The following is a 13,946-nucleotide window of genomic DNA, read 5'->3' as shown; positions in this document are numbered from 1 at the left end:
TCTCTCTTTTTTTTGATGTGCCTGGCAAAAAGAATGTTCCCAAATCCGGCGAAACCGGTTCTGGGAACACCTTTTACTCGTCCTTATGGATTACTTTTACTTATGCTCGCAGCTCTGGTTGCCTACGGTGCAAGAAGTCTTACATGCGGACTGGCAGGATGTCTGGCACTCACCGCATCCACCTTTTTTTACAGTGTTCTGTAAGCTTTTTGTATTTAAAGTTTTGATGTGTTTCATGGCACATTCCTCCTTCATTGTAGTTGACGCGCGACTTTTTTATAGTCTTCGGCCATTAGCTCTTCCCATTATAGCATAGGTTTTTCAAATTTAAAAGTCTGTTTTTTGAAAAAATGTTCTGTTTTGTCCGCTTTTATCTGCCGTGTGCCGTCATTCCGCCTGCCATTCCGCCGACGGCACAGACTGCTGCCGCCCACAGAAGTCTTCCGGCTCCGGCAAATCCGCCCGGCAGGAAGACTGCGGAGACGATGATCAGAATGGCAAAATACACGATTCCAAAGCAGATGCCCCAGAGAAACCGCCGTTTTCCCGCCATGTTTCCTGCCATTCTTCCGCCGGAAAAGCTTGATGCCAGATAGATCACCACAATGCCCGCCTGCACCCAGCTTTCCTTCCAGGAAAATTTCCAGAGCAGGAAAGACAGCAGCAAAAGAAGAAGCACCGAGATCAGATAGGAAACGAGAAGAGCCTTCAGCCAGCTGATCCCGCTGCCCGCACCCACCGCCCATGTTTTCTTTTCTTCCATAAGAAAAAGCCCTCCCATACTGTAAATGTATGGAATGGCTTTTCCGGATATGCCTGTTTCTTTATTTTTCGTCAAACGGATGATTCTTTTTGAATTCCAGCCATGCGGCCATGCTCTTTGCGCGTTTCGCCTGCATCTGAAGGAATGCCATGCAGAACATAACGGCTGCAGAAAGTGCGGAGCTGATCGCCAGCGGAAGCACCATCGTCTCATCGCCGGTGTTGACCGGGATGCTGCGGATGCTTACAGTGGTCTGTGTCTTCTTCTGCGGAATCTTTGTGCTTCCGGTATTGGAATTGGAAGAGCTGTTGTTACTGCTGCTCTTCGACGGTGTGGCTGTCGGAGTCGGAGTGGATGTCTTATTCGTTCCGTAGTTGTCCGGTCCTACAAGGATCGTTCCTGCGGCACGCAGCGTACTTACGTCATCGGCTGCACTTGCTGTCATTTCACCTGCACTCAGGTTGGATTTCTGCTCTGCAGCTGCAAGCAGTTCATGCTCGCCTTCGTCCGCCGTCTCAGCTTCTGCTGTTTCCGTCTGCTCCTCTGATACAAGGCTTCTGGACAGACTTACTGCCACCGGCTGGATCAAAAGAGAGACATTGGAGATCAGATAGCCGTCTTCTGTGCTGTCCGTACCGGATGGATTGGAAATTTCATCGAAATTTTTTACGGTTTCGTTTTCTTTCTGAATTTCATCTTTTACAAGGTCATCCAGATTTTCATCCTGTTTCCACTGGTCCGATGATGCATCATTTCCCGTTCCGTTCTGGTTATCCTGGTTTGTATCGTCCTGGTTTGTATCATCTGCTGCAGGATCGTCTTTTGCTGTATCATCCGGGGCAGGTGTCACGGTTGGATCTTCTGCCGGAGTTTCCGGATTCTCCGGATTTTCACTGTCATCGGTATTCTCGCCCGGTGCTGTCGTCGGAGTTACTTCCGGCGTTACGGTCGGTTCCGCATCCGGTGTCGGCGCTGCCGTTGGTGTATCCCCTGTATCTTCTCCGTTGTCCGCATCCGGTGTCGGAGTTGCCGTTGGTTCCTCCGCCGGCGTTACGGTCGGCTCTGCGTCCGGCGTTTCCGTCGGTTCTGCGTCCGGGGTCACCGTTGGTTCTGCGGTTGGCTCTGCATCCGGCGTTTCCGTCGGACCCGGAGTTGGTGTTACGGTATCTTCTGCCGCATCCGGTGCCGGAGACTCGCCTGGCGCAAGCGTTGGTGTTTCCGAAACCGTTTCTTTTGCTTTTTCTGCTGCCAGAACAGCCTCATATCCGGCTTCTGTCACCACGATTTCATCTGCCGCAAAAACGGTATCTGTTACTCTTCCCCTGAAGTCTGTTTTCTGCTGTTTCTTTCGATACGTTTCCAGCTCTTTTTCATCCATTCCGACGAATACCAGATATTTTTCTGCTGCTTCCTCCGCTGCCGTTTTGCTGGTATCTGCAGCAGTGTTTTTTTCGGTTGTTTTCCCGTCCGCCTGCAGTTCTGCCGCTGCAACCGCAAGAAGCTCCTGTGCTTTTTCCACGGTTTTTACTGCTGTCTCTGCCGTTGTACCGTCTGCCGTATCATCGCCGGTTTTCAGATTCACATAAACGGCTGCCCGTTTTGTCTCTGTACCGTTCTCCGTTCCGGAGACAGTTTCGTTCTGTACTGCGCTTTTTTCCGTTCCTGCCGATGCGCTGGCACGGAGCGGAACTGCATCGGAAAATACCAGTGTGCCCGCAAGGACAGCACCCATCACTTTCCATGCCTGTTTTTTCTTCATTGCGTTTCTCCTTATGTTCTCTTGGTCTATCCTAAAAAAATCTGTCTTTTTGTGTCATAATTTCGCATTACAGCATTATAGCACAAGAAAGAATCCCGCGCAAGGCTGAAGTCGCCTTGAAACGCGGGATTCTCATCTGCTTTTATCGCTTTTTAGTTTGTTTCCATTCTCGTTGTCGTGAGCTGATCCGGGGATAAATTCAGGATTTCCATAAACTCATCACCTGTGATCGTCTCTTTCTCATACAGATATTTTGCCAGCTCGTGGAGTTTCGGCATGTTATCTTTTAAGAGCTGCTCTGCTTTGTCGTACTGTTTTCTGACTGCTGCAACAACCTTCTCATCAATCTGTGCTGCTGTCGATTCGGAGCATGCCAGGGAAGTGTCACCGCCGAGGTACTGGTTCGTTACCGTCTCAAATGCAACCATACCAAATTCCTCGTTCATACCGAAGCGGGTGATCATGGCTCTTGCCACCTTCGTTGCCTGCTCGATATCGTTCGAAGCACCTGTCGTGATGGAATGGAACACCAGATCCTCTGCCACACGGCCGCCGGTCAGGGTTGCAATTTTATTTTCCAGCTCTTCACGGCTCATCAGATTATGCTCATCTTCATCCACCTGCATCGTATAGCCGAGGGCGCCGGACGTACGCGGGATAATGGTGATCTTCGTAACCGGAGCGGAATGGCTCTGCAGTGCTGCGACGAGTGCATGGCCGACCTCGTGGTAGGAAACGATCAGTTTCTCTTTGTCGGTCATGATCTTATTCTTCTTCTGGTATCCGGCGATGACAACCTCAACGCTCTCCTCCAGATCCGCCTGGGTGACGAATTTTCTTCCATCACGGACGGCACGGAGTGCTGCCTCGTTGATCATATTGGCAAGTTCTGCACCAGAAGCACCGGATGCCATACGTGCGATCGCATTGTAATCGACATTGTCGCCCACGCGGATGTTTTTCGCATGGACTTTCAGGATTTCCTCACGGCCTTTTAAGTCAGGCAGTTCAACCGGCACACGGCGGTCGAAACGGCCCGGACGAAGAAGTGCCGGGTCCAGGGAATCCGGACGGTTCGTCGCTGCCAGAATGACAACGCCTTTCTTTCCATCGAATCCATCCATCTCGGCAAGCAGCTGGTTCAGGGTCTGCTCACGCTCGTCGTTTCCGGAGAATCCGCCGCCGTCACGTTTTTTGCCGACGGTATCGATCTCATCGATAAAGACGATACACGGTGCTTTCTCATTTGCCTGCTGGAACAGGTCACGCACCTTCGCAGCTCCCATGCCGACGAACATCTCGACAAACTCAGAACCGGAAATGGAGAAGAACGGAACATTTGCCTCTCCGGCTACTGCCTTTGCAAGCAGCGTTTTACCGGTTCCTGGAGGGCCGACAAGCAGTGCTCCTTTCGGCATTTTTGCACCAATTTCTTCATATTTTTTGGGATTATGCAGGAAGTCAACAATCTCCTGTAAAATTTCTTTTGCCTCATCCTCTCCGGCAACATCTGCAAATTTAATGCCGGTTTCGGACTGTACATAAACCTTGGCGTTGCTCTTTCCAAAGCTCATCGCATTTCCCATGCCGCCCATCATCTTGCTCGTCATGCGTTTCATCAGCCACTGTCCGAGCGCAACCATCACAACGATCGGTATTACCCATGTTAAAAGAAATTCCATGAGTGGCGACATCTGCTCTATGATCGGCGTTCCGAATTCGGTAATACCTGCCTCATATAAACGATCTACCAGCTTGTAATCATTCATCACACCCGTCTTATAATAATTCGCCGGGCTTGATTTGTCGCTGAAAATAATCTCATTTGACTGGATCTGGACTTCGCTGATTTCGTTGTTATCTACCATCTGCAAAAATTTTCCGTAATCAACTTCTGTTACTTTTGGCTCGAGAAGTCTCGGGAAAAGCAGAAGATTTAACAGCAGAATGACGATCAGCGCAATCACATAATAAAAAATTATGGGTTTTTTCGGTTTTTGCACCTGTTTCATCTGTATCCCCTCCTGTTTCTTGATTTTCTTTCTTTTTTAGTAGCATAAACTTTTCTTTCGCTAAAATCAATCAAATTCTGACATTTCATGAAACTTTTATACTTTTTTATATTTTCGCTATAGAAAGGTAAGTTTCTTGCTTTTCCATCTGTTTTCGGCTATACTTGCGAAAGACTGGGAAAGTCTCTTTTTGAAATTTTGCCCCGAAATGACAGGGTTCATTCGATAAAAAAGCTATAGAAACGGAGGTTTTGTGTATGGGACACAGGTTTACATATGTGATTTCGCCGGAGGAGGAACGGGAAAATCTGACTGTGGAATGGTTTCTCCGCCGGCATGGATATTCGCGCCATATTATTACGGGCTTAAAACGCACAGAGGACGGCATTTTCCGAAACGGCGTCCGCGCCTGGACGAGCCAGGCCGTGCACGCCGGGGATGTGATCGAAACGCACCTTGTCGAAACAGAACCCTCCGACGGAATTCTGCCGCGGCCGGTTCCGTTTTCGGTTGTGTATGAGGATGACGACATCCTCGTTGTGGATAAACCCGCTGATACGCCGATTCATCCGTCGATTGGAAATTATGAAAATACGCTGGCAAACGGCATTGCATGGTATTTTGAACAGAAAGGTGAACCCTTCGTCTACCGCTGTATCAACCGCCTCGACCGCGACACCACCGGCCTTATCGTGCTCGCCAAGCACGCCTTAAGCGCCGCCGTTCTCTCCCAGGCCATGCGCTCCCGCGAAATCCACCGCACGTATCAGGCCTTCGCCCTCGGCGAAACCGCTGCATCCGGCACCATCGACGCACCGATCGCCCGCCTCAACGGCTCCCTCATCCAGCGCACCGTCGACTTTGCCTCCGGCGAGCGCTCCGTAACCCATTACCGCACCCTCGCGCACTGCTCCGTTTTCTCCCATCTCGAACTCAATCTCGAAACCGGCCGCACCCACCAGATCCGCGTCCACATGGCTTACATCGGCCATCCGCTGCTCGGCGATACCCTCTACAACAAAACTCCCGGCACTTTCCCCCGCCAGGCACTTCACTCTGCATCGCTCTCCTTCGTCCATCCGATCACCGGAGAACCCTTAAACTTCCACGCACCACTGCCGGAAGATATGCAAAACCTGCTGACATAAACCAACCCCCGTGAGTTGCCGCTCACGGGGGTTTTGTTGTCCCTGATGGAACTGTCATGTCTTTTTGCCGGTGACATTGTATCATACACAAAATTTAGTTTCAATCATCATTTTCATACAGTTCTGATTCTCGGTACTTCATCGATATGCAAATATTTGCTGATGCATTTCACAATCACATCATGATCCGAAACCTGTCCCATGCCGGACACTGCTACGGTTGCCACAACGCCGACTTCTTCCACGCAGATCGGAAAACCTCCGCCCAGCATTGCGTATTCCTTCGGGTCCAGTACCATCTGTTTTACGCTCTCCGGCGCATTCGTCGCTGCCATGTAGAGCTGCAGCGAACTCCGCTCCGTCAGAAGCACCGAATTGCTCTTCCGTCTCATCAGCTCCACATTGTGCGGCGTAATGCCGTTATCACAATACTGGAATACAACTTCCCCGTTGCTTCTGCGGATCATGATGCCAACCTGTGCTCCGCGCCGTCTTGCCTCCATCAGGATCATCGTTCCCAGTTCCCATGCGTCTGCATTTGTAAAATGCGTAAACTGCAGAATATCCTCCTGCATATCGAGCACTTTCATCAGTTCATCCATTGTCATTGTCATACTTTTGCCCCGTCCTTTCTGCTATTTTATATTTTTTTAGCTTTTTGCCCCTCGTTTTCTGACTTTCAGTTTATCATTTTCCCAAATTCAAGTCAAGCCAGCCACCCCCGGCATTGGCTAACACGATATCACCGAAAAGCAAAAATTCCACGCCGCAGAAGTTCCCTCCCACAGCATGGAATTTCTCATTTTTATTTTTCTACCATAATACACTTCCGCGGGCAGTTCTCCGCGCAGAGGCCGCAGCCTGTACATTTTGCCGGGTCGATCTCCGCGCGCTGGTCCACAACGTGAATTGCATCCGACGGGCAGTTCTTCTCGCACTTCTTACATCCGATACAGCCGATCTCACACGCTGCCATCACCGCCTTGCCCTTCTCGGTTGAGCGGCATTTCACCGTGATCCTCTGCTCATACGGAATCAGGTCGATCAGATTTCTCGGACAGGCCTTCACGCAGGCACCGCATGCCTTGCACGCTTCGCCGTCCACAACGGCAATGCCGTTTTCAATATGGATCGCATCAAACTTACATGCCTTCACGCAGTTTCCAAAACCAAGACATCCGTTTCCGCAGCTCTTCGGACCGCCGCCCGGTACAAAACCAGCGTAGGAGCAGTCCCTTGCACCCGTGTATTCATACTTGTTCTTTGCCACGTCACACGTACCGGCGCACCGTACCACTGCTTTTCTGCGCTCCTGTGCTCCGGCTTCCTGTCCCATAATGGCACCGATCGCTGCCGCAACCGGCGCTCCGCCGACCGGACAGACCGAAATCGGGGCTTCACCCTTTACCACTGCAGCCGCCGCTCCGTCACAGCCCGGGTAACCGCAGCCGCCGCAGTTGTTGCCCGGCAGCGCTTCACGGACCTTCGTCTCGCGCTCGTCCACTTCCACATAAAACTTCTTTCCGGCAATTCCAAGGAGAATACCAATCAAAAGGCCGGTTCCACCCACCATCAGGGTGGCTGCTAAAATACCATTCATCTCTTCATCCCTCCTAGATCATTCCGGAAAATCCCATAAATGCCATTGACATCAGCATAGCCGTAAGAAGAACGATCGGCATTCCTTTGAATGACTCCGGGATATCGTTGTACTCCATCTTTTCCCGCAGGCCGGCCATCAGCACCATGGCAATCGTAAAGCCGATTGCGGTTGCCAGACCGTAAACCGTACCCTGCAGAATCGTGTAATCCTTCTGTACGTTGATGAGTGCCACACCGAGTACCGCGCAGTTTGTTGTAATCAGCGGAAGGTAAACGCCGAGCGCTCGATACAGAGACGGAATCGTCTTTTTCAGGAACATCTCAACGAGCTGTACCAGCGCCGCGATGACAAGAATGAAAACGATCGTTTTCAGATAATCAAGTTCTGCCGGTGCCAGGATAAATTTGTAAATCAGACTTGTCACAAATGAAGAAATCGTGAGGACAAAAATAACCGCTCCGCCCATGCCGGCCGCCGTATCCATCTTTTTGGAAACACCGAGGAAAGCACAGATGCCGAGGAACTGGCTTAAGACAACGTTGTTCACCAGCGCCGCACCGATCGCAATTAAAATCAGTTCTTTCATTTCGCTTCCTCCTTTCCTTTCACAGCCTGGCAGTATGCCTTATTGGCGCATGCCATACAGCCGGTCTCTTCTGCCGGGACTGCCGGTTTTCCGGTTTTCTCTGACTTCTGGCGTTTGATGCGGTTCTGCACCGCAACGAGCATTGCCAGCACAAGGAATGCACCCGGCGCCATGATGAAGATGTTGACCGGCTCGTAAGCACTCGGCATTACCTGGATACCGAACAGGGTTCCAGCTCCGATCAGCTCACGAAACATACCGATCAGGGTCAGGCCGACGGTAAATCCAAGGCCCATGCCGATACCATCAAATAAAGACGGGATCGGACCATGTTTTCCAGCATATGCCTCGGCGCGTCCCAGGATGATACAGTTTACAACGATCAGCGGGATGTAGATGCCAAGGGCGGAATAGAGTGCCGGAATAAAACCTTCCATCAAAAATTCCACGATGGTTACAAACGATGCCACAACAACGATGTATGCTGGCATACGCACGCCGTCCGGGATGATTTTCCGAAGCAGGGAAATCATCAGGTTGGAGGCGGTCAGGATGACCATCGTCGCAAGGCCCATGCCGATACCGTTCTTTGCAGAAGTGGTAACCGCAAGCGTCGGACACATACCCAGCATCATGACGAAGGTCGGGTTTTCTTTTATGATACCATTATAAAGCCGTTCCAGCGGCGTATCTTTTCTCATGAGTTCCCTCCCTCTCCGGAAAGCAGACCGGATTCGTTGCAGTAGTTAAAACAGCAGATTCCTGCATTGACACCGTTTGTTACAGCGTTCGTTGTCAGAGTTGCTCCGCTCAGCGCATCGATTTCATCATCCGCGGATGCGCCGGATTTTGTGTAGGAGAATGCTTCTACGTTTTTATCCTTGAACTGATTCTTGAAATCGTCTGTGTCGGCACGCATACCAAGGCCGGCCGTCTCGGAAAGTGACAGGAAAGAGATTCCTTTTGTCGTTCCGTCCGATGCAATTCCCATCGAGAACTGCATGCCGCCGCCATAGCCTTCGGTTGTGGAGATGATCTCAACCAGGCCGATCGTCGCGCCGGATGCGTCTTTTGCAAGCAGCAGTTCGTCAATCGTCTGTGCTTCAAAACCGTGGCCGATCAGTGCTGCCGTAAGCTCTGCCTGTTCTGCATCGCTCATTGTTACTTCTTCAAAGGAAGCTGCCTCCGGGAATACGTTCTGACAGGATTCCTGTTTTTCTTTCTCCTGCTGTTTCTGGATCGGCTCCAGGGTTACCTGATGTGCCGCCCCGAGAAGCAATCCGGCAATCAGCGTGATCGCCGCAAGAATCAGTGCGTTTTTTATGATTTTGTTCATGCTTTTTTCTTGCCTCCTCTTCCGAATCCAACCGGCACGGTCACGCGCTCAATGAGCGGAACCAGAAGGTTGGTAAAGATGATGGCATAGGAAACGCCCTCTGCCGAATTTCCAAAGATACGGAATACACCGGTCAGAAGTCCTAAAATGACCGCGTAGATATACTGTCCCTTCTTTGTGATCGGACGGGTAACGTAATCGGTTGCCATGAACCATGCGCCGAGCATCAGACCACCGCCAAAAAGATGCGCGCCAAGGAAGTTGATATCAAAACCGTGGCCGCCGAAAATCAGGGCAAATAAAAGCTCTGTTCCGATGTAGATGAGCGGAATATTGAGGTCAATCACATGAATGCAGACAAGGAAAATGCCGCCAATCAGAAGGGCCAGTGCGGAAGTCTCACCGATCGTTCCGGCCGTATTCCCAAGGAACATGGACAGCAGATTCACCTGCTCTCCTGCTTTTGCTGCGGCAAGCGGTGTCGCACCGGATACGGTATCCACAAGATGTGCGGCTGCCGGGGCAGCGAAGTTGGTCATATGACCCGGGAAGGAAATCAAAAGGAAGCATCTTCCTGCAAGCGCCGGGTTCATAATGTTCTGGCCAAGACCGCCGAAAAGCTGTTTTACGACGAGAATTGCAAACACACCGCCGATCACCGGCATCCAAAGAGGCGCCTGCACCGGCATGTTCATGGCCAGCAGAAGGCCGGTTACCAGTGCACTGCCGTCGGCAATCGTCACCGGTTTCTTCATTCCTTTTTCATACAGATATTCCGTCAGGGGACAGACTGCCATCGAAATCACAATCAGAAGCAGCGCCCGAAGGCCGAAATTCCAGATTCCCACGCAGGCTGCCGGGGCAAGGGCAAGCAGGACGGCAAACATGATTTTATCCGTCGTTACCTTGGACCGTGCGTGCGGGGAAGATGATACGTGTAATAATCCATTCATATGTAAGGTCCCCCTATTTCTTCTTTCTCTTTGCCAGAAGCACTTTACGCATTGAGCTGATCTCCTGCGTCAGCGGACGTCTTGCCGGGCAGATAAAGGAACAACAGCCACATTCACAGCACTCCATTCCGCCATATTTCAGGAACTTCTCTTCCTCACCGTGCTCCGCAAAAACAGAAAGGCGGGCCGGAAGAATCTGACCCGGACAGACGGAAACACAGCGTCCGCAGTTGATGCAGGCAGATGGTGCCAGCGCAGATACTTCATCCTCCGTAAGGCAGGTCAGTGCAGATGTTGTCTTAGTAACAGGAACATCCATTGTAAACAATGCTCTTCCCATCATCGGGCCTCCGCAGATGATCTTAGCTGCCTCATGTTTCAGACCGCCTGCCTGCTCTAAAAGTTCGGACAAGAGCATGCCGACCGGCACTTCAAAGTTGCATGGATTCTGTACTGCATCTCCCGTCACGGTAACAATACGGCTCATCAGCGGTTCGCCGAAGCGGACTGCCTGGTAAATAGCGGTTACGGTGTCGATGTTGTCCACGATACAGCCCGCGTCCGCCGGCAGCATGGAGGAATTTACCTTTCGTCCCGTTGCTGCATAGATCAGCATACGCTCGGCACCCTGCGGGTATTTCGTTTTAAGTTCCAAAACCTCAATATTGTCCCCCGGAAGCACCAGCTCGCAAAATTTCGCGATACAGTCCGGTTTGTTGTCCTCAATGCAGATGATTCCCTTTGCTTTCGGGAACATATGCAGCATGATTTTTAAGCCTCCGATCACCTTTTCCGGCTCTTCGAGCATTCTGCGATAGTCGCTCGTCAGATACGGCTCACACTCTGCTCCATTGACGAGAATGTGGTCAATCGCTGACGGATCTTTCGGGGATACTTTGACGTGTGTCGGGAAGCCTGCACCTCCCATTCCCACGATTCCGGCCTCTTTGATCTTGTTCCGTATCGTATCTGCGTCGAGTTTTTCCCAGTGCGGGCACTCCTCAAATGTTTCTTTTTCATACACCCCGTCGTTCTCCACAACGATACAGTCTACCGGGGAACCGGCTGCGGAAACTTTTTTCTCAATTCCTTTTACCGTGCCGGAAACCGATGCGTAAACAGGAGCCGAAACAAATCCTCCCGCTTCTGCGATTTTCTGTCCCGCTTTTACATGGTCGCCTTTTTGTACGATCGGCACAGCAGGCGCTCCGATGTGCTGTGACACTGCGTAATACAATAAGTTGCCCGGCTGCGCTTTGACAATCGGTTTGTCCTTGGAGAGCTCTTTTCCCTCGTACGGGTGAACGCCGCCATGAAAAGTATTTCTTTTCTTCTGAAACATGCTTTTCACCTCATCCTTTCTCTTTTCTATGCTGCATTTATCAATTCACAGCCTTTTTTCGGTTTTTTATGCAAAAAAGGCTGGTGCATTGCCCTGATTATTTCGGTTATTCATATCGGACTTCTTTTAACAGGAGTCCGCATGCCGGTGCAAGAAAACCCGCACTTTCGCGATTTTTTGCTTTGAGAAGCTCCGTCATTGATGCGATATCCCGTTTTCCCATCCCGGCCTCCACAAGCGTTCCGGTCAGGATCCGCACCATGTGGTACAGAAAACCGGTTCCGGTATAGGAAATGATAAGAATCCCGTCTTTCTCGCAGAAATCAATTCCGGTAATCGTCCGTACCGTCGATTTTTTCATACGTTTGTTGGCACAGAAGCTCCTGAAATCATACGTTCCGATAAACGCTTTCGATGCTTCTTTCATTTTTTCCACATCGAGCGGTGCTTCCGGAAAATACACGTATTTCCGCTCGAAAACATGCTTTCTGCCATCGATCACGATACGGTATTCGTATGTTTTGTCCACCGCATTCAGACGGCTGTGGAAGCGCTCCGGCATCCGCGCGAGGCTGGTGACTTCGATGTCTTCCGGCAGATAATGGTTGATTGTCTGCAGAAGTTCTTCATCGGATAGATCCGTATGGAACTTTGCATTTGCGACCTGTCCCGCCGCATGGACGCCGGCATCGGTTCTGCCCGCGCCGTGGATCTCCACCGGCTCTCCTGCGATTCTGGACAACAGCGTTTCGAGCTTGCCCTGAATCGTGTTGTCCGTATTTCCCTGCTTCTGCCAGCCGTTATAGCGCGTGCCATCGTACTGCAGGATCATTTTATAATTCATCTTTTTCTTCCTTCCTCTGTCCTGTTCTTCCTCTTCCTTTCAAATCATTTTTCTCCAGAAATGGGCTTTTCAGAACCATTTTCTTCTTTACAAAGTGGCAGCTTATCATTTGGCATCCATGCTTTTCTCAATCAAAAAGCTCCGTAACGCTGGACTTCGCGCCAGATTTGCTTCAAACAGCACCACTTCTGCTCCGCCCGGAAAGCTGTTCTGTAAAAATTCAGCGGCACGGCGGATCTGCAGTTTCACATCCTTTACTTCCTTCTCCACTTTTTCCTGTTCCAGTTCACATACCGTTTCAAAAAGCTCTTTCATCTGATCTGAATCGGTTTTGCGACATTTTTTAGCGGTCTCCTCGAGTTTTTTTAACTTTTTCAAGACCCGCGCATTCGTTTCTTCCTCGCCCTTTTTCAGCAGTCCCTGCTGTTTGCACACTGCAAATCCCTGCTCTTTCTGTTGTAGCCAGGATGCGTATGTCTCATCTTTTTTCTGCCTGCAAAGCCCGGTAAACTGGCGAAAGCACTCGGAGAGCTCCTTTGCCGTGTGCTCCTGCTTCTGGCAGCCGGATGCCTCTTTCTGAAGTGCCGCATGAAACAGAGACAGCAGTACAGATCGCTCTTCTGCGGAACCATTTGCCGCCATCTTCTGTTTTTCTGCCATGATTTTTCCGGAAAATGCACCGGTCAGAATCTCCTCTACACCGTAATCCTGTCCATATTTTTCGTAAATCCTGTAGTACGAGCTGAATTCCTCCGCCGTCTTTTCTTCCTGCAAATATTGTCCGATCAGTGCTTCGTCGACCGGAAAATGCAGGATTTCATAACTTTTCAGCACTGCCGACAAATCCTCCCAGCCGCGTGCTGTCACAAAACGCTTCTCATCCGCTTCCTGCGAAACAGAATAAAAATGGTCACTGTGTGCCATAAGGTACGTTGTCACGGCGCTGTGGATCTGATTTTTCTCTGCATAGGAGAGCCAGACGGAAAGCTCGGGAAGCACCTCGATCTTCCGCACACGGTCAAGCGTTGCCACATCAAATTCCCGCACAGATTTATTATATTCCGGCGGATTTCCGGCGGCCACGATCAGCCAGTCATCCGGGATGTGCTGATTGCCGAATTTTTTGTCCTGCAAAAGCTGCAGCATTACCGGAGCGAGGGTCTCGGAGACGCAGTTAATTTCATCGAGAAAGAGGATACCCCGCTTCTTTCCGGTCTGCTCCATGCGGTCATAGATCGAGGCGATGATCTCGCTCATCGTGTATTCCGTTGTATGTACCGTTTTCCCTTCGATTTCACGTTTGCAGATCTCCGGAAGGCCCATGGCACTCTGACGCGTATGGTGTGTCATCGTGTAGGCGACAAGCCCCACACCGCACTCTTCTGCGATCTGCTCCATAATTGCCGTTTTTCCGATGCCCGGCGGGCCGATCAGGAGAATGGGACGCTGCTGCCGGAGGGGAACCAGTGGAAAACCAATTTCATCTCTTGCAAAGTATGCGCGCAGGGCTTTTTCAATTGTCTCTTTTGCTTCTTGTATGTTCATATGTTCTCTCTTATCTTGTGCACTCTTTATGTACTCTCGAAATCTTTCTGTGTTT

14 protein-coding genes are annotated in these 13,946 nt (G+C 50.7%); 1 reads left to right on the top strand and 13 read right to left on the bottom strand.

The annotated features are described in order from the left end of the window. Positions 1–96: 96 nt before the first annotated feature. From scfA to ftsH, 4 genes are all read right to left on the bottom strand, one after another. Positions 97–237 (bottom strand): six-cysteine ranthipeptide SCIFF, encoded by a 141-nt coding sequence (gene scfA, locus DWZ44_RS05030; protein ID WP_022461131.1) that lies wholly within the window; start codon positions 235–237, stop codon positions 97–99. A 133-nt stretch (positions 238–370) separates the two neighbouring features. Next, on the bottom strand, positions 371–763 hold the full coding sequence (locus tag DWZ44_RS18155; protein WP_158554962.1) for a TIGR04086 family membrane protein: 393 nt from the start codon (positions 761–763) through the stop codon (positions 371–373). Between the two features lie 61 nt (positions 764–824). After that, positions 825–2,522 carry a hypothetical protein gene (locus DWZ44_RS18150; RefSeq protein ID WP_158565830.1) on the bottom strand — a complete coding sequence of 566 codons (1,698 nt, stop codon included), beginning with the start codon at positions 2,520–2,522 and terminating at the stop codon, positions 825–827. Between the two features lie 152 nt (positions 2,523–2,674). Further along, the gene (gene ftsH / locus DWZ44_RS05020) at positions 2,675–4,534 is read right to left on the bottom strand and encodes an ATP-dependent zinc metalloprotease FtsH (protein ID WP_117509257.1); all 1,860 of its coding nucleotides are present in this window, start codon (positions 4,532–4,534) and stop codon (positions 2,675–2,677) included. 257 nt (positions 4,535–4,791) lie between these two features. Here ftsH and DWZ44_RS05015 point away from each other — a divergent pair, with 257 nt between their 5' ends. After that, a complete protein-coding gene (locus DWZ44_RS05015) occupies positions 4,792–5,682 on the top strand; it encodes an RluA family pseudouridine synthase (RefSeq protein WP_117804363.1) in 891 nt (296 codons plus the stop codon). Positions 5,683–5,795: 113 nt separating this feature from the next. Here the strand turns inward: DWZ44_RS05015 and DWZ44_RS05010 are convergent, their stop codons facing one another. The 9 genes from DWZ44_RS05010 to DWZ44_RS04970 all read right to left on the bottom strand — a co-directional run bounded on the left by DWZ44_RS05010 (position 5,796) and on the right by DWZ44_RS04970 (position 13,891). Next, the gene (locus DWZ44_RS05010) at positions 5,796–6,296 is read right to left on the bottom strand and encodes a heme-degrading domain-containing protein (RefSeq protein WP_022461366.1); all 501 of its coding nucleotides are present in this window, start codon (positions 6,294–6,296) and stop codon (positions 5,796–5,798) included. A gap of 191 nt (positions 6,297–6,487) precedes the next feature. Further along, complete coding sequence (locus DWZ44_RS05005) at positions 6,488–7,282, bottom strand: RnfABCDGE type electron transport complex subunit B (protein ID WP_117509259.1); 795 nt, start codon at positions 7,280–7,282, stop codon at positions 6,488–6,490. Positions 7,283–7,295: 13 nt separating this feature from the next. Further along, positions 7,296–7,871 carry an electron transport complex subunit RsxA gene (gene rsxA / locus DWZ44_RS05000; protein ID WP_022461368.1) on the bottom strand — a complete coding sequence of 192 codons (576 nt, stop codon included), beginning with the start codon at positions 7,869–7,871 and terminating at the stop codon, positions 7,296–7,298. Next, entirely contained in the window at positions 7,868–8,572 is a 705-nt protein-coding gene (rsxE, locus tag DWZ44_RS04995; RefSeq protein WP_022461369.1) for an electron transport complex subunit RsxE, read from the bottom strand. The genes rsxA and rsxE overlap by 4 nt, the downstream gene beginning before the upstream one ends. Next, the gene (locus tag DWZ44_RS04990; protein WP_022461370.1) at positions 8,569–9,207 is read right to left on the bottom strand and encodes an FMN-binding protein; all 639 of its coding nucleotides are present in this window, start codon (positions 9,205–9,207) and stop codon (positions 8,569–8,571) included. The genes rsxE and DWZ44_RS04990 overlap by 4 nt, the downstream gene beginning before the upstream one ends. After that, entirely contained in the window at positions 9,204–10,160 is a 957-nt protein-coding gene (locus DWZ44_RS04985) for an RnfABCDGE type electron transport complex subunit D (protein WP_117804362.1), read from the bottom strand. Before DWZ44_RS04985 ends, DWZ44_RS04990 begins: the two co-directional genes overlap by 4 nt. Before the next feature lie 13 nt (positions 10,161–10,173). Continuing rightward, complete coding sequence (rsxC, locus tag DWZ44_RS04980; protein WP_117804361.1) at positions 10,174–11,502, bottom strand: electron transport complex subunit RsxC; 1,329 nt, start codon at positions 11,500–11,502, stop codon at positions 10,174–10,176. Positions 11,503–11,608: 106 nt separating this feature from the next. Continuing rightward, positions 11,609–12,346, bottom strand: a complete 738-nt coding sequence (gene truA, locus DWZ44_RS04975; protein WP_117760794.1) for a tRNA pseudouridine(38-40) synthase TruA — start codon at positions 12,344–12,346, stop codon at positions 11,609–11,611. 105 nt (positions 12,347–12,451) lie between these two features. After that, on the bottom strand, positions 12,452–13,891 hold the full coding sequence (locus tag DWZ44_RS04970; RefSeq protein WP_117804360.1) for an ATP-binding protein: 1,440 nt from the start codon (positions 13,889–13,891) through the stop codon (positions 12,452–12,454). Between the last annotated feature and the right edge of the window lie 55 nt (positions 13,892–13,946).

It is taken from the genome of Blautia sp. AF32-4BH (assembly GCF_003460565.1).
In the GTDB taxonomy this organism is placed as follows: Bacteria; Bacillota; Clostridia; order Lachnospirales; family Lachnospiraceae; genus Fusicatenibacter; species Fusicatenibacter saccharivorans.
The sequence above is the reverse complement of the archived record's forward strand: the minus strand, read 5'-3'. Positions and strand labels throughout refer to the sequence as shown.

What these genes read in the sequence shown, in the direction of transcription:
- DWZ44_RS18155 (WP_158554962.1), bottom strand. Translation starts at nt 763, where the DNA reads ATGGAAGAAAAGAAAACATGGGCGGTGGGTGCGGGCAGCGGGATCAGC.
- rsxE (WP_022461369.1), bottom strand. Translation starts at nt 8,572, where the DNA reads ATGAGAAAAGATACGCCGCTGGAACGGCTTTATAATGGTATCATAAAA.
- ftsH (WP_117509257.1), bottom strand. Translation starts at nt 4,534, where the DNA reads ATGAAACAGGTGCAAAAACCGAAAAAACCCATAATTTTTTATTATGTG.
- DWZ44_RS05010 (WP_022461366.1), bottom strand. Translation starts at nt 6,296, where the DNA reads ATGACAATGACAATGGATGAACTGATGAAAGTGCTCGATATGCAGGAG.
- DWZ44_RS05015 (WP_117804363.1), top strand. Translation starts at nt 4,792, where the DNA reads ATGGGACACAGGTTTACATATGTGATTTCGCCGGAGGAGGAACGGGAA.
- DWZ44_RS04970 (WP_117804360.1), bottom strand. Translation starts at nt 13,891, where the DNA reads ATGAACATACAAGAAGCAAAAGAGACAATTGAAAAAGCCCTGCGCGCA.
- DWZ44_RS04985 (WP_117804362.1), bottom strand. Translation starts at nt 10,160, where the DNA reads ATGAATGGATTATTACACGTATCATCTTCCCCGCACGCACGGTCCAAG.
- truA (WP_117760794.1), bottom strand. Translation starts at nt 12,346, where the DNA reads ATGAATTATAAAATGATCCTGCAGTACGATGGCACGCGCTATAACGGC.
- DWZ44_RS05005 (WP_117509259.1), bottom strand. Translation starts at nt 7,282, where the DNA reads ATGAATGGTATTTTAGCAGCCACCCTGATGGTGGGTGGAACCGGCCTT.
- rsxC (WP_117804361.1), bottom strand. Translation starts at nt 11,502, where the DNA reads ATGTTTCAGAAGAAAAGAAATACTTTTCATGGCGGCGTTCACCCGTAC.
- rsxA (WP_022461368.1), bottom strand. Translation starts at nt 7,871, where the DNA reads ATGAAAGAACTGATTTTAATTGCGATCGGTGCGGCGCTGGTGAACAAC.
- scfA (WP_022461131.1), bottom strand. Translation starts at nt 237, where the DNA reads ATGAAACACATCAAAACTTTAAATACAAAAAGCTTACAGAACACTGTA.
- DWZ44_RS18150 (WP_158565830.1), bottom strand. Translation starts at nt 2,522, where the DNA reads ATGAAGAAAAAACAGGCATGGAAAGTGATGGGTGCTGTCCTTGCGGGC.
- DWZ44_RS04990 (WP_022461370.1), bottom strand. Translation starts at nt 9,207, where the DNA reads ATGAACAAAATCATAAAAAACGCACTGATTCTTGCGGCGATCACGCTG.